Raw genomic sequence first — 26,676 nt, 5'->3', positions numbered from 1 at the left:
GAACATACGCAATATGACAGTCATGACAAATATCCAGGAACATACAAGCGGGTTGAAAGACACATTTGGTCGGCAAATTTCTTATCTGCGCCTTTCGGTTACCGATCGCTGCGACCTAAGGTGCCGATATTGCATGGCAGAAAATATGGTGTTTTTGCCAAAGGCTGAAGTTTTAACATTGGAAGAAATGTTAACGCTGTGCGATGCCTTCATTGATCGCGGTGTGAGGCGTATTCGCCTGACGGGCGGCGAACCGCTCGTCCGTAAGGATATTATCTGGCTGTTTAATCAATTGGGCAAACGCTTGGAAACCAGCCATCTTGACGAAATTACAGTGACCACAAATGGCACCCAGTTGCCTGATATGGCGCGGGATTTATATGCAGCCGGTGTAAGGCGGATCAATGTGTCTCTCGATACATTAAAACGGGACGCATTCGCAGAAATTACGCGCAGAGACAGTTTACCCAAGGTGATGGAGGGCATCGACGCAGCGCTTGACGCTGGCCTTAAGGTCAAGATTAACACTGTAGCCCTCAAGAATAAAAACGAGCATGAAATTGGCGATATCCTAAGTTGGTGCCACAGTAAAGGAATTGATCTAACACTGATTGAAACCATGCCTTTGGGGAGCGTCGCAGATGCCCGCGAGGATAATTACCTGCCTTTAACAAGCGTGATGGACGGGCTTAAACATGATTTTGATCTGGTTCCCAGCACCCACCGCACTGGCGGCCCTGCTCGATATTATTCGATTAAAGGAACAGAGAGCAAGCTTGGCTTGATTACCCCGCTTACCAATAATTTCTGCGATGGCTGTAACCGGGTTCGTGTAACCTGCACGGGGCGTATATATATGTGCCTTGGCCAAAGCGATCATGTGGACCTCAGGGAAGCCATCCGTTCAGGCAATGCGGAGCAAGAATTAACTCGGTTACTCGGCAAAGCCATGAAAGACAAACCATACGGTCATGATTTTGCGATGAAAGACGGTAAAATGATCGGCACAGTTGGGCGCCACATGAGCATGACTGGCGGTTAAATCAAACGTTTCAGCATCCTTATGAATTAAAAAATATTTTAATTTCAATGCATTCACTCTTGCACGCAACGAACTTTTGGTGTTGCATACTTACCAATTGTGTTTTTCTGCGGGGCAACAAGAAAGGGTTCGCGAATGAAAATAGCATTAATCGCGAGCGATTTTGGTGACGCCCCGGAAGCAGCGAAACGCTTAAGGGAAAAGTACAATATCGTTAATACCGACGAAGCCGATGTTATCGTCGCACTCGGTGGTGACGGTCATATGCTGCAAACTTTGCACACATTCATGCAGCGCCGTATCCCGATTTACGGTATGAACCGCGGTACTGTTGGTTTTCTGATGAACGAGTATTCCGAGGATCGCCTTGAAGAACGGATACAGACCGCTGATCCTTTCACCCTGCATCCGCTGAGAATGCTTGTGACGACGTGCGATGATAGAACAGTTCAGTATATGGCCGTGAACGAAGTTTCTTTACTTCGAGAGACCAGACAAGCGGCAAAAATCTGTATTTCCATCGATGGGAAAGTCCGTATTCCTGAACTGGTAGGGGACGGCCTTCTTGTTGCGACACCAGCGGGCAGTACAGCATATAATTTGTCCGCACACGGCCCTATTGTGCCGTTAGGGGCCGATTTGTTGACGCTAACGCCCTTATCCGCCTTCCGGCCCCGTCGTTGGCGTGGGGCATTACTGCCGCACACGGTCTCGGTGGAACTGGATGTTATCACTCCTCAAAAACGCCCTGTTTCAGCGGTTGCTGACATGCACGAAGTACGGGACGTTAGAAAAGTTGTGATTGAGGAAGCGCGCGAGATTAATCTGAACTTGCTTTTTGATCGGGAACATAACCTGGCGGAACGCATTTTTACCGAGCAATTTGTTCACTAAGTCTGCTCGTCCAAAAAGCCATTCACCCTTTGCATCAGTATTTGCAACCGTCTTTCACTAACGCTAAGCTATCCTTTCTTCAATGAAAATTGATCGAGGGGATCGTCATGAAATATTTTATACTGTCCGCAGGAATTGCCCTGTCGGCAAGTTTGTTTTCAGCAACTGGGTATACAGCTGATGAACAAATGGCAGCAAAACATATGAAAGTTGCAGCGCCAGCAATATTTATCACCGAACATTCCGGTACATTCAACGGAACCAAAGTTCGCTACAGCGCAACCGCGGGTGAAACCTATCTTAAGAATGACAGAGGCGAAGAAACTGCTGCCATATTTTCTACAAGCTACATTAGAACCGATATAAAAGATAATGCCGAACGCCCGGTATTTTTTATTTTCAACGGCGGCCCAGGATCGTCGTCAGTATGGCTACATATGGGTGTCTATGGCCCCAAACGCGTTGCCATACCATCGGACGCAAAGGATGACGGTGCAGCCCCTTATCGCCTTGTGGACAATCCCCTATCTATTCTTGATGTAGCTGATATGGTCTTTATCGATCCTGTCGGAACTGGATATTCGCGAGCAATTGGAAAAGGGGATGGTAAAGATTTTTGGGGTGTTGAAAAGGATGCAAAATCGATCGCAGAATTTATCCGTTTGTGGCTCGTTAAGAACAACCGTTGGAATTCGCCCAAATATCTATCCGGGGAAAGTTACGGCACAACCCGCGCCGCCGCCCTCCTGAATGAATTACAAGGTGGCTGGAGCGATATCGCTATTAACGGTGTCGTTATGATTTCCAGTATCCTTGATTTCCAAACTGCACGCTATCAGCCCGGTAATGATACACCCTATATTTCCTATTTGCCAACGATGGCTGCTGCCGGGTGGTATCACGGCAAGGTAGAGAAAAATGGTCGAACATTAGAGGCCTTCCTGGATGAAGTACGAAGCTTCACTCTGGGTGATTATGCAAGTGCCCTACTTCAAGGCAATCGCCTGTCAAAAGCCGATTTTGAAAAGATTGCAGAACGGCTTAGTGGATATACAGGGGCTTCGAAGCAATATTTCATGAACGCAAATTTACGCGTAAGCAACATGCGGTTTATGAAAGAACTCTTGCGCGATGAAGGATATTCAATTGGCAGGTTGGACGCACGCTACAAAGGCGTAGACTATGATGGTATTGGCGAACGGTTTGACAATGATCCGTCTGCCTACGGTATTGATGCTGCTTACACTGGGGCGCTAAATCATTATCTGATCAATGACCTCAATGTTAGTTTAGAGCGCAAGTATGAAATTCTGTCTGGCGTCCCTGGTCGGCACTGGACGGCAAGCGGTAATGGCAGATATAGCGGCAGTTATGTGAATGTAGCCCCCCATGTTGGCAGAGCGCTTCGGGAAAACAAGCACCTGAAAGTCATGGTTGCCAATGGCTATTATGATTTCGCGACACCGTTTTTCGCAAGTGAAAACACCTTTAATGCAAATGGTATAGATACCAATCGTGTAGATTTCACATATTATCCTGCCGGGCACATGATGTATGTTCATGAACCTTCACTGGATCAGCTTATCAAGGATATCAGAAGCTTTATCGCCAAATAGATTGAGCATTCTGCCTTTAAAGTATAAAGCCTCGACAGTATGTTCTGTCGAGGCTTTAACTTTTCCCGTCCCGGAGAAAATTAACTACTGCTTTTGCAGTTAGCTATGTCTTAAATTACATCCAAATTTGGCTTGGGCTCTTCTGCGATAGGTAAGGTAACGGTAAAGCGGCTACCCTTCCCTTCTTCACTAGTAAGCGTGATATCACCACCCATTCGACGAGCCAGTTCGCGGGAGATATGCAGCCCCAGCCCCGTTCCTTCTTGCTCACGCGAATAAATATGGTCTGTTACCTGATGAAAACGATCAAATACAAATTCATGGTGTTCTTCAGCAATACCGATACCTGTGTCCCATACCGTTATATCGATAAAGTTCTTATCTTTTGCTTTATTCACATCAATGCCAATTTCCCCTTCAGCCGGAGTAAACTTAACAGCATTGGACAAAAGATTTACGAGTATCTGCGTGGCACGGCGATCATCAACCGTGATTTCCGTTGTGTCCTCAGTTTCCGCCTTATCAATATTCACATTCTTTTTAATGGCTGCTTCCTTGTTCATTTGAACTGCTTTGTTCACAAGCTCATCAACAGGCATCGCCTCAAGCTGAAGCGATAGCCCACCGCTTTCAATAACCGCAACATCCAGAATATCATTAATCAACCCAAGCAAATGAATACCAGAGCGATGAATATCGCCTGCATAATCAAGATATGCTGGAGTTAATTCACCGAACGTTTCATATTTAAAGGCTTCTGCAAATCCGATAATAGCATTAAGTGGTGTTCTAAGTTCATGACTCATCGCTGCAAGGAACTCGTTCTTTGCACGAAGCGCAGATGTAGCTTGCTCTGTCGCTTCATCAAGTGCGTGGTTTTTGCGTGTAAGTTCTGCGAGCAGCGTTTCAAGGTTTTCACGGATTGCATCGGCTTCAGCGGCCTGCACATACCGCTTGGAAACATCCATACCAACACCGCGATATCCGGTAAATTCTCCCGTAGTACGATCAAACACAGGAACGGCGGACAAGTGGAACTTTAGTTCTGTTCCGCTTGGATCATTAACAATGAAAAGCTGGTCCCGAAATGGCTTTCTGCTTTTTATCGCCTCTGGCCCGTCACTGCGACCAGCAAGGTTCTTTTCCATACGGCCAAATTGTTCAAATTTTGACCCAATGAACAAGGATGCAGGCTGCCCAACAATCGCAGTAAAACGATCAGACAAGGACCGGATCGTCAGATCAGGACCGCATTCATAAAACCAGTCAGAGCTTGCACGGGCAAAATCCTGAAATCTCGCTTGTGTCTTGTTCGCTTCTTCGATGCCGTTAACTTGAACCGTTACATCTTCATAGGTACCCGCAATAGCAACAATATCACCGGACGCATTTCTCACTGGCATGTGACGCCCGAGGAAAATCCGTTCACGCCCATTTATAATAGCGATTTCTTCGGCTCTAACCGTTGTCCCGCTAGCCAATACATCGTCAATAACCGGCGTTAATGAAGGTATCTTGATACCACCAAAGGCGTCTGATGGCCCTGGCGCCAAGGAAACATCATCAAACACTTTATCAAGTTTTCTATAGTGATCATTAAAATTGATAATCGAACCATCAAGCGAGGCCACATAGGAAGGCAAAGATTCGTCGATAATAATTCGGTCAACGATATCAAGAACCTTACTATTAGCTGGCTCCTTAGTTTCCCAATTCTTAGATATAGTGGCACCAAAAGATGCGTCTTCACTATTCTCTGGCCTGCGCCCAGCGAGTTTAACCACTTTGCCTTTTTGAGATGCACTACCCAATTTCATGATTGATACCCTCCCCGCAGATAGCTTGCAGCTGGTCGATGTCGCCCCCACGACCTAAAAAATGCCTATCATTGCCCAACAGCATTATCGAGCTCCTCAATTGCTTCCTGATACGCGCCCTCACGCTGCCAAATCTGCACAGCGCCCCTTGCATTTTGCTCAGTTATCGCATCAAAAAGTTCCAGAATACTTTTGATAAAACCCGGTGATTTCGTATCTTTTGCACCGCGCACCTGTCCCAATAGTAGGAAAATACTGGTGAACTGACTTCGATCCATACCAATCGCCTTAGCGAGAACCGCAAAACTTTCGCCGCCGTTATCACTAAATATACGCCACGCAGTTCGAAAGCTAATTCCTGCCAATTCGGCTGTTCCGGCAACGAACACAGCGACACGCTGTTGCCTTAATGTAGAGATCAAAAACTGTATCGATAGCTCACCGTTTTCATACATGCGACGCACAAGTTTCTGAGCACGCACATAAGAGCTTTGTTCATTGGTCTGTTCAGTGATGACTGAGTTCGCAGCACGGCGTACCATACGTTCAAACTGAACAGGCTCCACTTCAAACTCTGTTACAATCCGCTTTCTAAGCGCCGCAGAAACCCACCAATACATTTTGTAAGCCAGATCACCTGGTAAATCGGCACGCATCAACAAGGGTTCCTGAAAACGGTCTACCCTGCGGGATTCCGCCACCATATATTCCATTGTGCGCTTGGACAAAGTGGTGTCATGGTTATTTAGCAATGTTTCCAGCACATCATCATTGCCATATTCAATCAGCGCATCAGTTACCTGCTCGGATAGTTCATCACGCATAGCAACCGACATCCGGTGCTCATCGGTCCGCATTCGGATAATTTCAATCAGGTCAGGATCCTTGAGCAGATTACTTTTCTCAAGAAGCGGGCGAGCAATATCAACATCGTCATTTGCAAGAAGCTTCACAACATCAGGGAAATCACCGCCCGTCTGCTGAAGTATATTTGCAAGCTCTTTCCGGATATCTTTTTCAACCTGTGAAATCAGCTTACTTAAAATATCAGACATAAGCGCACGTTCGTGCTCGCTCAAACGTCCGGCATCAGATAGGAAAAGATCAGAGATGTTTTCGAGTAGACGTGATCGAGCGTCCGAAGATTTACTTCGAGCAAGCAACAGCAGATTCTGAAGCTCATTACTGACCAATTTCACGCCCCTCTGACATTCTGTCGTATCAGGTGCACCTTCTTCACCTAATGCAAAATCTAGCTTAATTTTTACTAGAATATAGATTCATGAATAAGAATCAATAGCTTAGATGGGTTTCTACACAAATTAGTTAAAAAATTCTTTATCACATACTATATATCGAATCATTTTGATTCTTAGAGTCTATATCTTGTGATTCGAATTTTATAAAAATTGTTTGCATTTCCACCGCCGATAACAATTTGAATAAAACTTTCACTAAATTCACTAACAATTCGTTAATGAATTCAAGATTCATCGGTAAAGAAATACAGTTACATGAGAGAAATTGAAAAGGTGCAACTAAAGGAAGTTTAACAGGGACAGTCTACTCAGGCTCGCCACAGCCTGAAAGGAGGCCTCCAGCGCCACCTGATTGTTATTCAGTTCTGTCACAGCCTCTGCCAGGTCAACATCTTCCTGTTCAGAGATGAATGTTTGCAGGAAAATGACCGTATCGGCATGTTGTTGCTCGATAACATTCAGCCTGTTGAAAGACAGTCCATTATCCACCTCGGTTTGTCGCAGACCATCAAGGGCGTCGTTCAAAGCCCCTACTTGTGTTTGCAAAAACGCAAACTGTGTAGCATCTAATTCCCCTTCAAGCGGTCCAGACGGGCCATTATCGAAATTATAAAGGTCAACCAGAACCTGGAATGTCTCTGTAGCAACTTCGTCGGCCAACAGACCGAAGTCAATGTCCACTCCGTCCGCAATTCTTGCTTCAAACGCGATATCGGCATTATCAAACGCATCGCTCACACTCGGCAGCGCCGCAAGGCTTGCCAAGTCTGTAACATTAACCGGCACCGTTCCTGTACTGGCACCAGAGAATTGGAATGTTCCATCAATATTTGAATTAAGGGAATTGGTTAAAAACTGAAACGTTTGCTCGAGCTGTTCGCTAAAACCCTGAGCATTATTATTTGCAACAGCTGCCAGCACATTATCCTGCAATGATTCCACCGCACCGATAATGCCGCCAATTTGTACGTCGTTACTGTCAATACGGCCACGGATTGTAGTAATTGATTGCTGATACGATTCCACGCGCGAAAGGAAAGACCGCGATCCAAGAATGGTCCCCGTACTGCCACCAAGCCCCCTAAATTCATCAGTAATTCTACCTGTTGAAATCTGCCTTTGGTTTTCGAAAACGCGTGCCTGATTTTCCTGAATCCCGCGAATAAGAAGTTGTTGCTGACCGAAACTGGATACTCGTGAAACCATAATTCCCTCCCTATACCGCGTTCAATAATGAATCGTAAAGTTCCTGAACGCTCGACAGCACCCTTGCCGCTGCACTGTATGCATTCTGGAAGACAACCAAATTTGCTAATTCTTCGTCCAAATTCACACCAGTGACGTCGGACAAGCGTTCCTGCAATTCACCGAGCAACGCCTGATTATCTTCTTCCAAATTGGTTGCCCTAAGCGCTTGCAAGCCAGCATTACCCAAAAACTGTGCTGTAAATTGGCTAAGTGATACGTTACCTGCGTTCAATTCACCTGCCTGTGCGAAGCCAACCTGCAATGTCTCCAATTGCTGGAACGCAAGCGCACCACGCTGGTCGCCGTTATTGAGCGCCAATTCCCCAACAGCAGCCGTCGGTGATAAAACACTTAAACCGAGCGTGTTTGGGTTTTCCCGAATACGCTCAACAACCGTAATATTCTGCGCCGCCCTTGCCCGCTGACCTTCGGCAAGGCCAAAAACACGCCCGAAACTCAGGCCCGTTGTCCCGATCTGCGTGCTATCCGTCACTAATTCCAAATCAACATCACTGCGTGGTGGATTGACAGTAAACTCAAGCGCCCCCTCACTGTTGAGGGAGAAATTCACAAAAGCCCCAAGCCCCGTCACATTATTCAGGGCGGTGATCGCATCATTATATGTGGTGCCAAGCGCCCCCACATTCACGGTTGCAAGCTCGCGGCCGGCTTCGTCCCGTACCCGAAACGTTAGGGACTGCCCTGCACCAATATTATGATTTTCAGTGCCGGTTAAACCCGTTTCGTAAATTCCTGGGTCATCAGACTGTATAAGGTCATTCAGGCCAAAGAAATGACTGAACCCGCGCCCTGCCCGCAAGCTTGGGTTTGTTTCGTCATCGGAAACCACAACGCCGTTTCCTGGCGCTGTTGCGGATAAGGACACGACACCATTATTTAATGATAACGTTCCAGCGCCGCCAAGGCCTGCATTCACTTGCGCAATGAGGGCATTAAAGTCTGCAGGTGGTGCCGCGTCAAAATCAACCGTGGTCCGCGCTACCAAATTACTGTTTGCATCAACTACAGCGAAGGTAACAATGCCTGTAAAGTTGGTCGCTTGTGCACCGTCAACAATTGTTGGGCGCCCTTCAAGGGTATTGGGGGCTGGAACGGACGAAAATCGGTTCTGTACTGCATTAAATTCATCAGCAACACGGGCGCCAAGTTCACCAATAGATTCCGAAAGGTCGACAAATTGCGTATCCCTCAGGTCAACCAACCCCCGTAAGCGGCCAGAACGAATTGTACCCGTGATATCAGTAGAGGATGAAATCGGCTCCAGCGTATCACTGTTCACACGGAATAGATTGATCGGCGGGAAAAAGGTTTCAGATGTGACAATACCGGGCGGCGAATACTCAAGCTGCGTGAGCGAAGTATCCAACAAGGGTTGCCCTGCCGTCGTATTCAGGAAAACGGCGCCATTATCCTGCGGAACAATATTAAAATCGATATATTCAGCGAGCTCGTCAAGGGCTTGTTGCAATTGCCCTTCGACACCACCCGTTTCCAAACCAAGCGCGGTTTGACGAACCAATAACGGATTTAGTTCATTAATCCGCTGCAGGTTTTCGTTAACGGCAGTTACAACCTCACCAATCTGACGGCTAACATCGGCGCGCAAATCCTGTATCTGCCCCTGAAGGCCACCAACAAGGCTCAGGAAATTTTCGAGTTCGGAAACGGTTTGCTGGCGCCTTAACACATCAGCAGGGTTTAACGCCAAATCAGATGTTGTTTGAAAAACCTGATCCAGCCGTGCCGCGAGCGAACTATCCGACGATGGATCACCCAAGACACCCTGAAAACGGTCATGAAATTCACGCTGAACCGCAAATTGATCCGTGTTTGAAATAGCAGTTCTGCTCGCTTCCTCAAGGAACCGGTCAACAACGCGGGTAATACTCGCAACCCCAACACCAACAGATTCCCCCTGTAAAACCAGTGCTTCCTGATTAACCTGAATCCGCGAAAAACCCGGTGTGTTTACGTTCGCAACATTGTTCGCCGTTGCCCGAATATTGGTCTGGTTTGTAAAAAGCCCGGTAAGCGACGTGCTGAGGATATTATTCAGTGTCATACATGCTCTCCTCTATGGCCTTCAAACGATTAGGTTGCTGTGGCAGATACTGCCCAGTCGGTAAAAAGTAATGGTTGCCTGATGCCAAGGCACCAACGCAAACCAGTCGTATTTTATGCATTTCAATCAACACGTTACTTACATTTACCTTCTAAGACGGACATACCATCATCCACCAAAATTCTTATATTCAGCCATATAAAAGCAAACTATGTGCCAAGAACAGCGGCGCCATATTGAAAATGGATTGCCGGATTTTTTTACTGTCAGATTTCAATTTTTTCTGGCCTCAGTAATGCATCTTTGTATAATAAGAACAAAAGGAGAACGTGTATTATGATTAACGCTCAAAAGTCCCTCATCGCCTACCGGCAAAAGCTTGGCCTGACGCAAAAGCAACTCGGCCTCAGTATGGGAATGAGCGAAAAAACAATTCTGCAAATTGAAAACGGCGCGCGCGCCATTCCTGAAAAATTGCATCGCTTCCATACTCTTAGCGGCACGAAGAATACTTCCGCCCCTAAAACGGCACTTCCTGTTCGCCAACGGGTACAAAGACTAAGGTCAAATTCATCCGCACGTTGCTCGCGGCGTGACCTTCCTGTCCTTGGGTGCGCTCAGGGCGGGAAAGACGGCAATATCATTATGAATGATACCGCGATCGATTGGACCTTTCGCCCAACAAGTCTGGAAGGCGTTGAGGATGCATTCGCCGTTTTCGTGACAGGTGACAGTATGGCACCGCGCTATCTGGCTGGGGATTTGGTTTATGTGCACCCAAATCAAATACCGCGGCGCGGCCACTTTGTACTTGTCGAGCTTACGGGGCACAAAGGCTTTATCAAACAATTCATCAAATGGCAGGATGATGAACTGGTCCTTTGGCAATTTAACCCTGAGAAAGAAATCAGAATTACCCGAAATGAAATTTTGAATGTTAAAGTCCTGACGGGTGGGCAGGAAAAATAGAGGGTGCGCTTGTGAGGCCGCAAAACTGAGGAGCGTGCATCGGCCTAATCATGCCCATCCGCAAACAAATCAAATAATTTTTCATTTATATTGCAGTCATATATTGACTTGCGATTGGCTTTGTATAAATTGCGGCCAAGACACAGTGAAGTCTACCCCACATGAAGATGCGCCCGTGGCGGAATTGGTAGACGCAGGAGACTTAAAATCTCCCGACCGTATGGTCGTGCCAGTTCGAGTCTGGCCGGGCGCACCAACAACAAATCCGCGATCTTCGCGGGTTTTTGAGTATCTGGATGACGGATACTTTTAGATAGTCGTCACCGACACTTTCCTAAAAATGACAGCAAATCTCTGGGACATGGCTCGCAATGCCCTGCGAAGGCGCAGAACCATGCGAAAGTGGACCAAGTGGAGCACGGAAACAGGTCCGTACCAATTTTGGGAAAATGAACAAATTTTCTATTTTCTTATAAGTTAACGAGCCTTTATGCCGTGCTGATCACACATAATAGTGTTACAGCCCCTGAAAAATCTATAGTGATAAGAGGCCTTAGTCAGCAAACAACTCAGTAACTTTTTGCCATGTGAACAGCTTGCGGGCGGTAAATCAAAGCGCTATGATTTTGATTACAAAGTTTTCCGTCGTCTTCATTAGATTTAATTCGAGCATATATACCAGTGAATGAATCTGTAACTTTTTCGCTTTTTGATATCTTAATTATTATCGGCCTAGTTCAAGGTATAATCACCGCGTTCCTGCTTCTAGCGACTAAAGAGCAGGAATATAGTAAACGCATTCTCGGCATAGTTATTCTGGCCTTTTGTCTAGCAAATTTCAAAGTACTTCTGCATACAACAGGCCTATGGAATGTGCCAGTCATGAGGTACTTTCCCGCTGGTTCAGAGGTACTTTTACCACCCCTGATTTATTTATATGTTAAGTCGCTCACTCAAGATAATTATGCTTTTACAAGGATCGATTTTTTTCATCTTGTTCCCGCACTAGTTTATGGTCTCTATGATACGGCTGTATATTTTGCAGTATTGGGAGAAGATACGGCGCAGGCAAAATTACAAATCAGCAATCAGTTATATTTTGACCTATCCAACCAGATCGAAGACTATCTCGTTGTTATCATATCAATTTTCTATATGGCATCTGGCCTGAAACGGATAAAAACTTACCTGAAATGGCTAACGCAATTTAATGATTATAAATCGCTCGTGATATACAAATGGCTCAGAACCCTGATGGTTTGGAGCTTTTGCATCGTCGGCGTTCTGGCCATAAACCAAACCCTGACCGCCATGTCGCTCGCAATGGACCAATCCGATTACAGGTGGCGGTTCTTCAATCTGCTATTAGCATTTGTTACCTATTATATCGGGTTCATGGGCTATAAAAATGATAGCTTGCGTGTCCATACAGCTAAAAATGATCTTAAGACACTCGCCAATAAATTAAGTAATAATCAGATACAAGAAATAGCACTGTCTTTACGTTCAAAATTGGAGGAAGAGAAAATATTCCTTGATGGCGAACTAACGTTAAAGCAATTAGCAAGCAACATGAATGTATCCTCTGAGAGCCTGTCTTTTGTTGTTAATCAGAAATTTAACATGTCATTTCGCGATCTATTGAATCAGTACCGTATTGAACAGGTAAAAATCAAACTAAGTGCGAGTAAAAAAGAAGGCGTGTCTATATTAAATATCGCATTGGATTCTGGCTTTAATTCTCAAGCTAGTTTTTATCGGGCATTCAAAAAAAGTGAAGGCCTAACACCTAAAGAATTCATCAATAGGACGAACATCGTGTAAAATAATCATCAAACTCTCATTTTTTTCGCCTCAAAATATGAAATGAGAGGCCTCAGAAATGGTAGTTTGCGTATTTGCGCTCGAATGAACTATTTTATGCGAGAGCGAATATGAAACCTCAATCTTTTATTTCAAAACTAGCAAAGATCGTATTCATTTTATTGATAGCGGTTATAGGCTCTGTTTATCTGTTTTTCCGATGGAATATTGATCAGACACTCGGGGGCAACACCGAGCTTGTTGATACCAATCAATTCAAAGCGATCACAGGTAAAATAGCCATAACGAATGTAAATATACTGGGGCAAGATGCCGAGACCATGCTTACGAATAGAACCATTTTAATCGAGGATGGAAGAATTATCTCAGTATCAGATCAAATCGAGACAGAGGATAACTTCACAGTAATTGATGGGCAGAACAAATACTTGATACCGGGCTTAATTGACTCTCACGTCCACTTAAAGAAAAGTAAGAATGATTTACTGTTATATATCGCGAATGGCATCACTCATGTTGGTGAGATGACTGGTATGAGCCATCATTTTCGCTGGAAGGAAAATATTAAAAACGGTGGTTTAGGACCCGATATATTCGTCGCATCCCCCAAATTGTCTACCCAAAGAGGCATGAACGCGCAAATGCGTCATATCTTTGAGGAGCGTCACAAAAGCTACCCCACTGAAGCAAAAGCAAGAGCAGCCGTGCAAAATTTTCATGCTGAAGGTTATCAAGCCATTAAATTGAGCTCGGATATGTCGCCAGAAATCTATTACATAGTGAATGATGAGGCGAAAAAATTAAATCTACCAGTGATAGGCCATGTACCAATTGGGTTATCTTTCGACGATATTTACAAAGCTGAGCAATCTCAAATAAGTCACTTAGACTCGATCACACTAATATCATTGAATGAGTTTGGCAGGATTGATGAAAAAAACAGTCAAGCGTTTCTTAGTTACGTGAAGGAAGCTGCTGGTAAAATAGCTAAGGATTTCAAAAAACGTGACATTAAGGTGGCTTCCACAGTTTGGCTACATCTAACGCTACCATCTCAGGATTTTGATCTCCCTGATTTTTTAAAAACTCTACCATATGAATATCAAAACCCAGGTTGGGTCGAAGGCTCCTTCGTATCTAAAGGGTGCCTTCCGGGGGGCAACTCATACGATTTTACTTATCCAGATGAGACCTCGAAAAAAGCGGCGTCGATCTATTACCAAACATATAATGAAGCGAACAAAATTATTACGCAGGCTCTTGTTAAGGAAAAAGTGACGATTACTGCGGGAACAGACTCTTTGGGCGCTTGCGGCATGATAGCTGGCTTCGCCCTCCACCAAGAGCTCATGGCACTTCAGGGCTTCGGTTTAAGCCCCGCAGAAGTTCTTCGCTCAGCGACAATAGACACGGCTAAATGGATGGGTATAAATGCTGGCAGGATTGCACCGGGTGCAAGAGCAGACCTAGTTCTTTTAGAACGCAACCCTCTTGAAGATATATCGAATACTCAATCCATTCACGGTGTAATGGTGAATGGAAAATACTATATACGCTCCGAGCTTGATAGAATGCTAAAGGCGGTTAAAGAGGCTAATAGTAAAAGCCGCAAGGTAGATATAAGCGCGTATCTGAATTAATCATTATGAACTCTTAGGTCATAGCCAACAAGCTATGTTAACACCTTTGAAAAAGGCGTGCTAAGGAAGTTGAGATTACGGTTGTGGTGTATGTATTTGTTATCGCGAATTAACACAACTGTCGCCAATTAATCACTTTGCCGCCAGACTGTGCTTCGGCAAGCTGGCGGACGTTGGCTGGATTATTGGTTGTGACAAAGATTTGGTCGTAGGTGCCGTTTGGCAGATGAACTGTAACAAGCCAACGCTGCACTTTCATACCACTTATTCCCCTACAATCTTCAGTGATGGTTTGCTTGCCTGATTGACACGATTGAACACATCTCGCGCTTTTTTTAGACGTTTCAGCGGGCTGCAAATGAGCGTAACGAGCAGTCATTTGTAGCCCACTGTGGCCAAGGATAGAACTAACTTCTTGCAGGCTCAGGCCGTTTTGTACCAGCCTACTCGCAGCAGTATGGCGAACGTCATGCAATCTGAAGCCGTCCAGCCCTGCTCGTTTCATTGCGTTCCTGATTGCTGCTGTCGAATGTGGTCGTGGGCCGTTCCTTACTTTGTTGGCGAACACCCATTCTTCATGATCCTTGTTTTCACTACGTTCCTTCAAAACTGTATAAATTCGGTCAGTCATATAAAGCACAGATTCATTGGAAACTTTCGAACGCCATAGGTTAATGGTCCGCTCCGCAAGGTCCACTTGTCGCCATGATAGACTAGTAATTTCACTATACCGGGCCCCAGTGTCTAAGAGCATCTGCGTCAAGTGATAGCTGTCAAGCCGGGCACGTCTCTTCTCGGCTGACCACTTCAATGGATCATGCTGTGCCTTTGGCCCAATAGATAGATTAGGTTGCAGCTCCTTCAGTAGTTTCTGTTCCTGTTCAACAGTCAGATACTTAAGACGGCCTTTGTCCTTCTTCATTCGTGGCCATTCAATCTCTGCCACACGGTAACCAAGCTTACGTGCGTGCTCAACAGTACCCCGCATAACATGAATGCCGTGCTGGATTGTTTGTGATTTACGGCCCTGATCTTTTCGCATCTGCACCCAACGTTCGACTTCAGCCGTAGTCAAGCGATGCAAAAGCATAGCTGTATCAAAGTGGACCTTAAGTCCCTTAACAATAGAAGTGAGCCCTTTGTGGCTTGCAATACTATCCCTCGTCTTTAGAAACAGTTCAAAAGCTTCATGCAAATTAATATCGTCCAAATCGCCCAAGAATTCTTTGGCGTGTATTTCATGCCGCCATTTGCGCTCAAATGCCAATGCCTGCGTTTTGTTCGTTGTCTTTGTGGACTGCAGAACGTTGCCAGTTCTGGTATGGTCTCAAGAGATAAGTTATCTCTTGGTCGTCAACATTTTTGCACGAAGCCTAGTCAGAATTACGCTAGGGAAACTAATTGACGGCCCGACTACGCAATAGACAAAAGGGCTCTAAAATCAACGATCAACATCTAATCCCAAAGTCTGAGTTTTATATTCTGTCAGAACGTCCGCTTTCGGCACTTAGCGGACTTATGTCGCTGGGAGAGGCATTTCCTCTCCCATCTAATGTTGTATACCAAGGCGTGCCGTCAAATCCTACCCGGATATCACCAGAGACTGATAGTCCAGCACCTGGCAAGGATATATCCAGATTTGCGTGCGTAGCTGCCTTCGTGGTTATCGTAACACCAAGGCTGGCTGTAGCTTATTTGGTACTTAGATAGCTACTGCTGTAGACAGCGAAACAATCAAGCGTGTGAGCCTAAACCTGGGCAACGAGAATAGCAGCTAACTATCCTCCAGCCTTTTAAGACCTTCCAAAGCTGAGCTAAGACTTGCATCTATCTCGAGTGCTCTTCGATATGCAGCCACAGCCTCTTCTCGATTCCCTATTTGCTCATGCAAGTACGCGAGACTGTCGTGGGGATTAGCGAGGTTGGGAAACATATCAACATTCGCCAATAACACTTGAAGGGCATGTTCGCTTTTGCCTTCTCTCATCAGGTCTAAACCTAGGCGATTTAAAGGCCGGTCGGTATAACCTTCATAGCCGCCGTCTCTCAGAGCCTGACCGATCGTTAGACGGAACTGATCCAGTCCACGTTCTTGCAAATGATGCATCGCAAAGACTGATACCGGCAATTCCATAGGCTTAGGCTCATGACCTGCGAACACTGAAACCAAACGCTGAGAAATCCTCTCTGCAACTAAGCCATCTGTATTGGCGAGAACAATCACGAATAGTCTGTCACGGATGGATATCTCTACCGCTGCGCTTACACCAGGACCCCCGCCATATGAATTCCACATGGCTCCATCGCTCTGCATTATCTCGTCCCATTCCGGAGGAGAAAGCTGGTATCCACTTGCCATTACGGCTTTCATACCGTCACTGAGGATATCATTACTGTATAATAGCCTTGAATAGAACAGGGCCAAGTCAGAAGCAGACGCATACATGCCGCCATCCGGGGTAACATTTTCCAACCGGCTGGTCATGTCACGCTTCCCGCCCATACTAGTGAATTGATAACTGCGTGCCTTACCGGGCACTTCATCGGTTAAAACATAGAAGGTATTTTCCGCTCCGATTATTTCTAGGATTTCATCCTGCAATACCTGTCTAAAGTCCTGACCTGAAACCTTTTCCACAATCGCACCTAAAATAATATAGCCATAATTGCTGTATGCATGGTCACTTCCTGGTTCGAAGAGCAGTGGCTCATCTAGCAGCAAGGGCATTTTGTCTGATATGGTTTTTAGCGACTGGTAGGTGTTCATATACTCTTCGGTGAAAATATCCTTAAATCCAGACCGATGGGACAGTAAGTGACGGACCGTAATCTTTGCCCCGATGTCATGAGGGAAACCAAGAGCAAATCTATCCAGGGTATCGTCCAGAGATATCAGGCCTTGGTCCACAAGGCGCAATACTAGTGCTGCGGTGTAATGTTTGTTGATCGAGCCAATTCGAATTCTGGTTTCATCGGTATTTTCCTTCTCCTGGTCGATATCTGAGAAACCATAGCTGTGCCGGAAAACGACTTTATCCTGGCTGAAAACGGCCACATTGCCAGAAAACCAGCCTGCATCCAGATACTCTGCAATTACATTTTGAGTTTTTTTTATTTTTGCCTCATGTAGATCGTTAGACACGTCCAAGGCTGCCACCGGATTAATCAATGACATCAGTAAAACATTCAATATCAAAAAGGTAATCGAATGAACAAACGGCTTGTTTCCCCTCGTTTGGGGCCGACAAAGCGGATGATTTTCGTGCATTATGGTATCCTCCTGTTTTGAGCTTTACAAGGATAGACGCTGGCCAACGGGCAAACAGATGCAAAAAATTACTGCATCCATTTCCGGCGCTGAACGCGTCTAATGGATAGCGCGGTCAGTCTTCACAAAATATGCTGGACCGGTCGAGAACGAACAAAGTAGGAGAGATCAATGCTTGCCAACGGGCTTTTGTTAATTTTTGGTTTGAGTGCGGTTGCTGTGATCGCCCATGGCTTTTTTAAATACATGCGCCACAAAGCGCTATTTAACCTACTTGAAAAGCACGTCGAACGAGGTAATGAACTTGACGTAGAGGTTGTTCAAGCCCTCACCAGTGGCATGTCAAGGCGCCCAGGTGATCACCGCAAGGCTATTTTTCTGTTGATACTTGGGACAACATCCTTCCTGTACAGCCAGATGTTTGATCCAGGGACACTAGAGTTTATCCTATTGCTTGAAGGTGGCGGGCTTTTCGCCATTGTAACCGGCCTAGGTTACTTAATCTCGCTAGTAGTTGAACGGATTTCCCGCAAGTCTGACGACAACCTGTAATTCGCCACCCTATTCATGGCCCTCACAGACCAACATCTGATCGCTCATTATCTGAATGGCGAAGAAGCTGCAATAAACTTGCTGATCAAAAGATATCAGCAGCAGGTAAGGAGCACACTTGCCCACCTTACTAAGGGCGATATGGTTTTAGTCGATGATCTCGCTCAAGAAACATTCATGACCGCGTACCGGAAGCTGAACCAATTCGAAGGCAAGGGCCATCTTGGTGGCTGGCTCATGACAATTGCTTACCGCTGTTTTATCAATCACTGCCGTAAACATGGCACGAAAGAACTGCTATCCGGTGACGCGTTCGAAACGGAAGTAATGGATAACATGAGTTCTACAGCGCATAGTCACCTGACGCTGGATATTGCCAAAGCCATGCAATGTTTATCCCATGAGGAACGATTTGCAATCGACCTTTGTTTTACTCAGGGCTATTCGCATTCTGAAGCAGCCCGCATAATGGAAATGCCTTTGGGCACATGTAAATCACATATCAATCGCGGTAAGGCTAAACTAAAAAAACACCTGAAAGGAAGGTCGGATGCCTACTGAACACAAGCCAGATCATGAGATTGAAGACGATACAGATGCTGACGATGCAGCCTTTCAAGCACTTCTCACGCAAACACTTAGAGAAGTGCGCGATAGTAACGTAGATTTGCCTGCCTACACTCCACTGGATAGGGCGTTGAACGAGATTGGGAAGGCCCGACTGGAGAAGTTGCAGCTGCTGGGAGGCGCAGCCCTGGTTGTGGCCCTGCTTATGCCATGGGAACATCTGATTGAAACGATGACGACAACTCAAACTTCTCTAAAGCACCTGATGTATGCCGCCGCTCTTGGTCTTATAATCAATTTATGGCTGTTGCTTAATGATGCAGACTAAGACGATATATTGCTGCAATAAGTAAATCTAGAACTATCACAATTCACATAAGCCTGATGTCCGCTAAGGGTCGATAACAGAACGCCTTTTTATATTAGAGAGCACTTTCTCAAAAGTGATCTTTATGATAGCTTCCCATTGTTTATGGGGAACTAGGCTGTTGCCTGATTTGTGAAAATAGCGGTTAGAAAAGCCCGGCTGCAGATAATTTTTCGCAGAATTTTGCGTGTAAGTGAAAGGCGATCCACTCGCTCCCCTGATCCTTAAAATCTCCCGACCGTATGGTCGTGCCAGTTCGAGTCTGGCCGGGCGCACCATTTAAAATCAAATACTTAATAGAAATTTATACCACGCAACGGAAAAATATCTCCCGTCTGTGTACCCCAATTTGTGTCCCCTCCTGAACTCCTACAAAAGTTAAGCAAAAAGCGCAAAGGCGCACTTTTGTTTTACGATGCGCGGTTCATCCCTCGGAGAGCGCTATTCAAGAAGCCTCCTGAAGCGCATTTTGCATTTAGGTTGTTACGATTTGATCCCACGGAGGGATGTTTTAGTTCGCCGGATAGCCTCGGCTGATACATCCCTAAAAATGACGGTAAATCTTTCGACTTTCCTCACTCCGCTTCCAATTCCCCTCTTACAACCGGAAAGCCCATATTCATCCAGCCGAAAATACCTTCCCACATCACGGCGGTGCGGGTGTACCCCATATCGCGCAGTTTCCCGACCAAATAATCCGCCGCGGCCCGCGGGCAGGAACAATAGGCAACAATCTGAACATCCTTTGGGATATCACGCATCAAATCATCCACATCCGTATAATAGGGCACTGGTACTGCGCCCTCAAGGTGCGCCCGCTGCCACACCGAGGGAACGCGGGTATCGAGGAGCACCATTCGCTTCCTATCCTGCATGGCGGTGTTCAGGTCAGCCGCCATCACATAGAGGTCATCCTTCAACGTAAAGTCGGGGTCGTCATGTGTTGGATTGATAATATAATCCTCGGGCGCAGGAAGCGCGCTCAGCACCGGCTTCCCAAGGGCTGTTCCATCGGCCTGACTGCGCAGAAACGCCGTGATATTATCAATATCATCGGGCGACAGGCTGTTTTCAAAGGCCACCATCGGGGTATCCTCGCGGCCATGGCGAATGGCATAGCGGATAAATTCGTCCTTATTGTGCGCAAGGAACGATGGGTTCCAAAGCGCTGGTGCGCTTACGCCCTCGCCCTGTGTGCCGTGGCAGGATGCACATACATTGGCATATAATTCAGCGCCTTTAGCGCTATCTCCTTCCACCGGATCTTCGCTTAGGCGCACGCGCGTAGCGCCCGATTGCCAGAATAGCCAGTAGGTCAGGTTCCAGGCTTCATCTAGCGTTAAAGGGCCACCAACTTCATCCAAGTAGCCCCCCATTGCCGTTCCTTCGCGGCCATAAGAAAGTGGACGCAGAATTGAATGAGGAACACCTGATTCCATCAGGCTTTTACTCCTAAGCGATGGCGCATGATCATTCGCGTGTCCTTCCCGATTTTCACCGTGGCAAAGCGCGCAGTATCGCTGATAGTTTTGCGCGGCTTTTTGCGATTGTTCCTCAGTCAGTGTTCGCGGGTTTGATTGCCTTGTGTAGCCATCCCGCACATCGTCCGAGGCAGAGGCAGGAAAAATCAAGATGGCGGTTGCCACGGCAAAAGACAAAAGAAGAGTAAAATATCGCATCGAAAATCCCCATCAAAGATGCTTAAGTTTATATAACCACACTATAAGGCGCGTATGGTTTTAAAACAGCAGATTGCGACATTAAGTGCATTACCCGTGACTAACAGACAGTATTCTTCCGTATTCCTATAGGAGCTGGTACCTTGCCCTTTCAGGAAAAATCAAACACGCAATCAATTCCGGCTCAATAAATGTCCGTATTTTCACCCATCAAAAATGTAATATAATTTCAAAAAATACAGTTATTTCATAATAATCAAATAATCATTTTACGCACGCCTATTTTTTCGATAGGAGAATGCAAAATCATAAGAATACGCACGTTGTTAATCGAGGTTATTATGTCATCATCATTTGTTCTAACGTTTTCATGCCCAGACCGCGAAGGCATAGTTGCTGACATTTCAAGCCTGCTCGCAAAAAACGGCTGCAACATCACATCCAGTGATCAGTTTGCTGATACCTCCAGCCATTGTTTTTTCATGCGGCTAGCCTTTACCAACAAAGACGGTCTGGATTGCAATGCGATGAGAGCCCTATTGGCGCCAACAGTTTCGGAATATTCAGACAATTGGTCAATTTCAGACGCCGATAAACCGCAGCGGGTTTTGATCATGGTATCCAAATTCGACCACTGCTTGATGGACCTACTCTACAGGAATGCGCGCGGGGCGATAAATATGGATATTCGTGCTGTGGTTTCAAACCACAGAGACGCATACCAACTTGCTGCATCCTATGATGTTCCGTTCCATCACATGCCAATAACGCCTGACACAAAAAAAACGCAGGAAGACAAGCTTTATAATCTGGTTCAGGAAGAAGAAATCGATTTGATCATCCTCGCCCGTTACATGCAGATTTTCAGCGATACCTTATGCGCGAAAATGGATGGGCGTGTGATCAACATTCATCATTCTTTCTTACCAAGTTTCAAAGGGGCAAAGCCTTATCATCAGGCCTTTGAAAAGGGGGTGAAAATCATTGGTGCCACCGCGCATTATGTAACCCCGGATCTGGATGAAGGCCCGATTATCGAACAGAATATCGCCCGTGTGAACCATGCCATGACGCCAGACGATCTGGTTGCAACGGGCCGCGATGTGGAGCGGATCACCCTTGCAGAAGCTGTGACCCTTCACCTTGAACATCGTGTGATTAGAAACGGCAACAAGACCGTCGTGTTCAAGCGGTGAATAGGATTATAAGGATTTCAATTCTGATCGTAGTCAGCTACTCTGTATCGTATTCCCATTCGCTCGCTTCACATGCAGCAACCAATAAGTTTTGAGCCTGCGTCAGTGCATCTTGATCCACGCTTCTCGTGACAATCTGAGCCCCTACCTTGCCTTCATGATAGAACGGGTAACTGCCAATGCTGATCCCCTCAACAGACGCTTCAATGTTGCCAAGTGTGTCCGCAATCACACTTTCGGGTGCATGGATGGTAACCGTTTTTGAATGAACCTTTCGCCCGCCCTTTAAGTGATGACGTAGCTTTTCCAGCATGGCCTGCATCACCTTCGGGACCCCCGCCATGACAAACACATTTTCAATTTTAAACCCCGGCGCGATAGAAACTGGATTTTCGATTAGTTCCCCCCCTTCTGGCACGCGGGTCATACGCTGGCGGGCGTCTGTAAAGTTTTCTTCACCGTAATAGGCAAGAAGGCGCGCATAGGCCTCAGGGTGATTGTGAACAGGTAATTCAAACGCAGCCCCCATCGCCTCAGCCGTTATGTCATCATGGGTTGGGCCAATCCCCCCTGTTGTGAACAGATAATCATATTTGGCGCGCAGGCGATTAACGGCGTGAACAATCTCGTCCTCAATATCGGGTACAATCCGCACTTCGGATAATTGAATCCCCGCTTCATTCAACCAAGTCGCTATGTAGCTTGTGTTTTTATCCTGCGTACGCCCGGACAGGATTTCATCACCAATGATTAAAAGGGCTGCTTTGACATGTTGGTTATTAGTTTGCATAGGTTATCCGATTTTCCCAAACATAAAGCTATTAATAGCTGTAACATTTCCAAAAGTATTACCTTTGAGGCGCGGAAGCACACAAAAGAATGGTAAATTGGCCACTTTTATCCCGCATGGGTAAGAGAATATTTTCCGTAATAACGTGGGCTTTTCCAAAGTCACCTAAATGGAATTTATAGAAAACAGGGGATGCGCTGAAATATACCTTATCATACACCTCGCCGCGCCACGCATTATCGAATTTACCGCTTTGTTCGTTGCGTTCAAGTCGCATGCCTGTGCAATCCACCCCCATCATTTCGGCCAGTGCAGACCCATGAAGGCGGATAACATATTCGGTCCCTTCGTCAAGAACATCTACCATATAAACATAAGGTAGAATGCTGATCAGATCCCTTGGGTGCAAGTCTGCACGGGACGGCATGTCCCTGTCTTGCTTGTGAGAAATCCACCAATCATAAAGAGTTTTACATATTTGGGATTCTGGTGCGTCTAGCGAAACTGCAACTTTACCTTCAGTTCCGGTCGGTTCGATTGACGATTTGCGATTGTAATTGTCAGTCATCAGCCTCAAAACGCGGTTTCGTTAGTACGACAAAACTACGGTACTCTATATTTCATACACCATCAATCGCATATTCAGACAAGATACAACCTACAACAAAAAACCCAGCACAGGCCGGGCTTTCCATATTTTAGACGATGGTTATTCACCAAACACGCGCCTGAAAATCGTATCAACATGTTTGGTATGATAATCCATGTTAAAGAGCTCATCCAGTTCCGCTTCTGAAACCTTGGCAGTTACAATCTCGTCCGCCTTTAAAAGATCAAGAAGCTGAAGCTCACCGCGGCTATCCCATACCTTCATAGCATTCGCCTGAACAAGGCGGTATGCATCCTCACGGCTAACACCTGCCTGTGTCAGCTCAAGAAGCACGCGCTGGCTGTTTGGCAGGCCGCCCATTTTATTCATATTATCAAGCATATTGTCTGGATAAACAAGAAGCTGGTCCATCACGTTCGTGAGGCGCGCAAGCGAGAAATCAAGCGCGACTGTTGCGTCCGGACCGATATAACGCTCAACAGAAGAATGCGAAATATCACGCTCGTGCCATAGGGCCACATTTTCCATCGCAGGAATACACATCGCACGAATATAGCGCGCTTGCCCTGTAAGGTTTTCAGTGAGGATAGGGTTCTTTTTATGCGGCATGGCGCTTGAGCCTTTTTGCCCCTTCGAGAAATATTCCTGCGCTTCCAGAACTTCAGTTCGCTGAAGGTGACGAACCTCCACCGCCAAGCGCTCGATACAGCTCGCAATCACGCCGAGCACAGAGAAATACATCGCGTGACGATCACGTGGGATCACCTGCGTTGAAATTGGTTCAACCTCAAGGCCCATCTGCTCGGCTACATATTCTTCAACAAACGGATCGATGTTTGCAAACGTACCAACAGCGCCCGAAATCGCGCATGTCGCCACCTCTTTCCGCGCGTCTTTCATGCGCGCGAGGCAACGATCAAACTCGGCATAGGCCTGCGCCATCTTAAGGCCGAAGGTAACTGGTTCCGCGTGGATACCGTGGCTGCGGCCAATACATACTGTATATTTATGCTCTTCCGCGCGGCGCTTAAGAACCACAAGAAGTTTCTCAAGGTCTTCGATGATAATATCAGCCGCCTGCATCAACTGAACCGAAAGGCAGGTATCCAACACGTCCGATGATGTCATCCCCTGGTGCACAAAGCGCGCTTCATCACCAACATGTTCCGCAAGGTTCGTGAGGAACGCAATAACGTCATGCTTTACCTCGCGTTCGATCTCGTCAATCCGCTCCACTTCGAACTTGCCGCGTTCCCAAACGGCTTTAGCGGCATCTTCTGGAATTCGGCCGAGTTTTGCATTGGCGTCACAGGCGTGCGCTTCAATTTCAAACCAGATACGAAAACGGTTTTCCGCTTCCCAGATATCAGTCATATTTTTGCGGGAATAACGAGGAATCATCGACAAGGCTCCTTCAAAGGAATTGGAATGTGTGGCTTCGCCGCTCTGCTATCAGAAAGCAGGCCTTTAAGCAAGTCAGAGCATCATAAATCTGCTAGGATTAAGTAGTGCAAAACCACATCATAGTAATAAAACCCGGTATTCATCCATCCATTCGCTGATTGGATGTTTGGCGAGATTGGAATTTAAAAATCGAGGATCGCTAGAGACTTCGCGGCCAAGCCAATCAGGGCAATCAAATGCTTCGTCTTCAGCGACCAATTCGACCTCAGCAACAATGAGGCCCTCATTTGCCCCCTCAAACACATCGATTTCCCACTGATGGGCACCATGGTTATACAAAAACCGGTTTTTTATAATTGGTGTATCCAAGAGTGAATGTTGAAAAAGGTGCTCGCCTTCATCCTTTGTAAGAGGGCGTTCAATTTCGGTTCTTTTAAGCCCCTTACCTGCTTTAAAGGTCAGGATATAATCATCACCCTTGCGTCGGATACGAAGCGAGCGATCATCAGCGCGCATCAAATACCCTTGTGCGATTGGTACGCCACCTTCGAGCTTTGGCAGCTTGCTCGTATCAACCAGAAACTTACGTTCAATTTCGATCATGGGTTTCTTAGATTGGATTTGGGCATTATTCGAAATTAGCGTTTTGAAAGTGCGAGCGTAATCGCATTCTTATAGCCAAGAACAAGGTCTTTCTTAACCGCCTTGCGCACGTCCAGAAATTTGGCCCAATCATGTTCTTCCGATAGCTGGATATCGATGTTTTTGGCTTTTTGCTTAAGGTCTGCCTCAAACACCACAACGAGCCTGTCACCAAGGCTACGGTTGGTTTTAATCCATGATGTCAGGAAAGCGAATTTTTTCACCTTAAGCCCGGTTTCTTCCATAATTTCGCGTTTCAGCGCCTTATAGATATTCTCGTTGGCTTCGATTTTACCGCCCGGCAAATCCCACACACCCTTGGCTTTATGCATCACAAGCGCCTTGTGGTCTTTGGAAACAAGAACAACCTTCGCCGATACCGGAAGCTTTTTTAATGCTTTTTTTTCAGATACAATCTGGTCCCAATACACGAACTGCCCCTCTTCCCATCAGTTTCCCACTGCCCAATTATATAAGCCCAAACTATAGAAGCCCCAGGGCCTTAAAACTTATATAATCGCTGTTTGACAAAATCAGGTGATCATGAACAATAATTTCCAGCGGTTTGCAAGCTTCAATAATCTCATTCGTGGAATTAATATCGGCTTTGCTGGGGTTTGCGAGGCCAGACGGATGATTATGCGCCAGAATAAGCGATCGGGCATCAACCGACAACGCCTTTTGAACAATATGGCGCGGTGATACGCTCACCTTATGGCCGTCACCATCCGACAAAACATCATCAAGGAGTATCTCGCCTGCGGTGTTCAGATAAATCACCCGAAACTGCTCATTCTCCAGATGTGACATAGTGCTTTTTAGGTATGTGATCAATGCGTCCCAACTGGATAGGACAGGTTTGTTGTGAACCGCGCTTTTCGTAAGCTCATGGACTGACGCTTCAACGGTTTTCAAAAGGGCAACCGCGCTCGCGCCCAAGCCCGGATACTCCTGCAAACGTGCAAGCGGTGCTGAAAGAACCGCCGCATAAGATCCGAAATCCTTGATCAAGTCCTTGGCGAGGGGTTTTACGTCCTTGCGCGGAATAGCTGCCATCAACAACATTTCCAGAAGTTCATAATCCGCCAACCCATCGACACCGCCCTTTAAAAACCGATCACGCAGGCGTGCGCGGTGCCCCTTCGCATATTCGGGCGTATATTTGGGCCCGTGCTCTGCAGCGTGATCTGATGATTTATCAGCCATGCG

23 protein-coding genes and 2 tRNA genes are annotated in these 26,676 nt (G+C 46.3%); 12 read left to right on the top strand and 13 right to left on the bottom strand.

Annotated elements, in window-relative coordinates; genetic code table 11:
* Positions 1–22 precede the first annotated feature (22 nt).
* The 3 genes from moaA (at position 23) to KFF44_RS06800 (ending at position 3,552) form a co-directional block, all read left to right on the top strand.
* Positions 23–1,042: a GTP 3',8-cyclase MoaA gene (gene moaA / locus KFF44_RS06810; protein WP_255938382.1), complete on the top strand. Its 1,020-nt coding sequence runs from the start codon at positions 23–25 to the stop codon at positions 1,040–1,042.
* Between the two features lie 135 nt (positions 1,043–1,177).
* Positions 1,178–1,936, top strand: a complete 759-nt coding sequence (locus KFF44_RS06805; RefSeq protein ID WP_255938380.1) for an NAD kinase — start codon at positions 1,178–1,180, stop codon at positions 1,934–1,936.
* A 107-nt stretch (positions 1,937–2,043) separates the two neighbouring features.
* Positions 2,044–3,552, top strand: coding sequence for a S10 family peptidase (locus KFF44_RS06800; protein ID WP_255938379.1), 1,509 nt, complete (start codon positions 2,044–2,046; stop codon positions 3,550–3,552).
* A gap of 110 nt (positions 3,553–3,662) precedes the next feature.
* Here the strand turns inward: KFF44_RS06800 and KFF44_RS06795 are convergent, their stop codons facing one another.
* From KFF44_RS06795 to KFF44_RS06780, 4 genes are all read right to left on the bottom strand, one after another.
* Positions 3,663–5,369 carry a PAS domain-containing sensor histidine kinase gene (locus KFF44_RS06795; protein ID WP_255938378.1) on the bottom strand — a complete coding sequence of 569 codons (1,707 nt, stop codon included), beginning with the start codon at positions 5,367–5,369 and terminating at the stop codon, positions 3,663–3,665.
* Between the two features lie 68 nt (positions 5,370–5,437).
* Complete coding sequence (locus tag KFF44_RS06790) at positions 5,438–6,562, bottom strand: DUF2336 domain-containing protein (protein ID WP_255938377.1); 1,125 nt, start codon at positions 6,560–6,562, stop codon at positions 5,438–5,440.
* Positions 6,563–6,907: 345 nt separating this feature from the next.
* A complete protein-coding gene (locus KFF44_RS06785; protein WP_255938376.1) occupies positions 6,908–7,834 on the bottom strand; it encodes a flagellin in 927 nt (308 codons plus the stop codon).
* A 10-nt stretch (positions 7,835–7,844) separates the two neighbouring features.
* Positions 7,845–9,959: a flagellar hook-associated protein FlgK gene (locus KFF44_RS06780; RefSeq protein ID WP_255938375.1), complete on the bottom strand. Its 2,115-nt coding sequence runs from the start codon at positions 9,957–9,959 to the stop codon at positions 7,845–7,847.
* 336 nt (positions 9,960–10,295) lie between these two features.
* On the opposite strand from KFF44_RS06780, the gene KFF44_RS06775 reads away from it, so the two are divergent.
* The 4 genes from KFF44_RS06775 (at position 10,296) to KFF44_RS06760 (ending at position 14,392) form a co-directional block, all read left to right on the top strand.
* The gene (locus KFF44_RS06775; protein WP_255938373.1) at positions 10,296–10,928 is read left to right on the top strand and encodes an XRE family transcriptional regulator; all 633 of its coding nucleotides are present in this window, start codon (positions 10,296–10,298) and stop codon (positions 10,926–10,928) included.
* A gap of 169 nt (positions 10,929–11,097) precedes the next feature.
* Positions 11,098–11,184, top strand: a tRNA-Leu gene (locus tag KFF44_RS06770).
* A 425-nt stretch (positions 11,185–11,609) separates the two neighbouring features.
* Positions 11,610–12,752 carry an AraC family transcriptional regulator gene (locus tag KFF44_RS06765; protein ID WP_255938371.1) on the top strand — a complete coding sequence of 381 codons (1,143 nt, stop codon included), beginning with the start codon at positions 11,610–11,612 and terminating at the stop codon, positions 12,750–12,752.
* Positions 12,753–12,862: 110 nt separating this feature from the next.
* The gene (locus KFF44_RS06760) at positions 12,863–14,392 is read left to right on the top strand and encodes an amidohydrolase family protein (protein WP_255938369.1); all 1,530 of its coding nucleotides are present in this window, start codon (positions 12,863–12,865) and stop codon (positions 14,390–14,392) included.
* Between the two features lie 109 nt (positions 14,393–14,501).
* On the opposite strand, the gene KFF44_RS06755 is transcribed toward KFF44_RS06760, so the two are convergent.
* Together KFF44_RS06755 and KFF44_RS06750 are read right to left on the bottom strand one after the other, a co-directional pair.
* Positions 14,502–15,659 (bottom strand): site-specific integrase, encoded by a 1,158-nt coding sequence (locus tag KFF44_RS06755; protein WP_255938362.1) that lies wholly within the window; start codon positions 15,657–15,659, stop codon positions 14,502–14,504.
* A gap of 507 nt (positions 15,660–16,166) precedes the next feature.
* Positions 16,167–17,534 carry a serine hydrolase gene (locus KFF44_RS06750; RefSeq protein ID WP_255938360.1) on the bottom strand — a complete coding sequence of 456 codons (1,368 nt, stop codon included), beginning with the start codon at positions 17,532–17,534 and terminating at the stop codon, positions 16,167–16,169.
* A 297-nt stretch (positions 17,535–17,831) separates the two neighbouring features.
* Between KFF44_RS06750 and KFF44_RS06745 the strand changes: the two genes are divergently transcribed.
* From KFF44_RS06745 to KFF44_RS06730, 4 genes are all read left to right on the top strand, one after another.
* A complete protein-coding gene (locus KFF44_RS06745) occupies positions 17,832–18,212 on the top strand; it encodes a hypothetical protein (protein ID WP_255938358.1) in 381 nt (126 codons plus the stop codon).
* 15 nt (positions 18,213–18,227) lie between these two features.
* The gene (locus KFF44_RS06740) at positions 18,228–18,773 is read left to right on the top strand and encodes an RNA polymerase sigma factor (RefSeq protein WP_255938356.1); all 546 of its coding nucleotides are present in this window, start codon (positions 18,228–18,230) and stop codon (positions 18,771–18,773) included.
* Entirely contained in the window at positions 18,763–19,107 is a 345-nt protein-coding gene (locus KFF44_RS06735; RefSeq protein WP_255938354.1) for a hypothetical protein, read from the top strand. The genes KFF44_RS06740 and KFF44_RS06735 overlap by 11 nt, the downstream gene beginning before the upstream one ends.
* Positions 19,108–19,331: 224 nt before the next feature.
* A tRNA-OTHER gene (locus KFF44_RS06730) sits at positions 19,332–19,424 on the top strand.
* Between the two features lie 297 nt (positions 19,425–19,721).
* Here the strand turns inward: KFF44_RS06730 and KFF44_RS06725 are convergent.
* The gene (locus tag KFF44_RS06725; protein ID WP_255938352.1) at positions 19,722–20,825 is read right to left on the bottom strand and encodes a c-type cytochrome; all 1,104 of its coding nucleotides are present in this window, start codon (positions 20,823–20,825) and stop codon (positions 19,722–19,724) included.
* A 338-nt stretch (positions 20,826–21,163) separates the two neighbouring features.
* Here KFF44_RS06725 and purU point away from each other — a divergent pair, with 338 nt between their 5' ends.
* Entirely contained in the window at positions 21,164–22,021 is an 858-nt protein-coding gene (purU, locus tag KFF44_RS06720; RefSeq protein WP_370691146.1) for a formyltetrahydrofolate deformylase, read from the top strand.
* 37 nt (positions 22,022–22,058) lie between these two features.
* Here purU and KFF44_RS06715 read toward each other — a convergent pair whose 3' ends face one another.
* The 6 genes from KFF44_RS06715 to radC form a co-directional block, all read right to left on the bottom strand.
* Positions 22,059–22,811 (bottom strand): molybdopterin-binding protein, encoded by a 753-nt coding sequence (locus tag KFF44_RS06715; protein WP_255938349.1) that lies wholly within the window; start codon positions 22,809–22,811, stop codon positions 22,059–22,061.
* Between the two features lie 58 nt (positions 22,812–22,869).
* On the bottom strand, positions 22,870–23,379 hold the full coding sequence (locus KFF44_RS06710) for a PAS domain-containing protein (protein WP_255938348.1): 510 nt from the start codon (positions 23,377–23,379) through the stop codon (positions 22,870–22,872).
* Between the two features lie 141 nt (positions 23,380–23,520).
* The gene (gene purB, locus KFF44_RS06705) at positions 23,521–24,822 is read right to left on the bottom strand and encodes an adenylosuccinate lyase (RefSeq protein ID WP_255938346.1); all 1,302 of its coding nucleotides are present in this window, start codon (positions 24,820–24,822) and stop codon (positions 23,521–23,523) included.
* 120 nt (positions 24,823–24,942) lie between these two features.
* Complete coding sequence (locus KFF44_RS06700; RefSeq protein ID WP_255938344.1) at positions 24,943–25,428, bottom strand: CYTH domain-containing protein; 486 nt, start codon at positions 25,426–25,428, stop codon at positions 24,943–24,945.
* A gap of 35 nt (positions 25,429–25,463) precedes the next feature.
* Positions 25,464–25,898: an NUDIX domain-containing protein gene (locus KFF44_RS06695; RefSeq protein WP_255938343.1), complete on the bottom strand. Its 435-nt coding sequence runs from the start codon at positions 25,896–25,898 to the stop codon at positions 25,464–25,466.
* 52 nt (positions 25,899–25,950) lie between these two features.
* Entirely contained in the window at positions 25,951–26,673 is a 723-nt protein-coding gene (gene radC, locus KFF44_RS06690) for a DNA repair protein RadC (RefSeq protein ID WP_255938342.1), read from the bottom strand.
* Between the last annotated feature and the right edge of the window lie 3 nt (positions 26,674–26,676).

This window comes from Kordiimonas sp. SCSIO 12610 (assembly GCF_024398015.1).
Taxonomy (GTDB): domain Bacteria; phylum Pseudomonadota; class Alphaproteobacteria; order Sphingomonadales; family Kordiimonadaceae; genus CANLMI01.
This window is presented reverse-complemented; position numbering and strand designations above follow the sequence as displayed.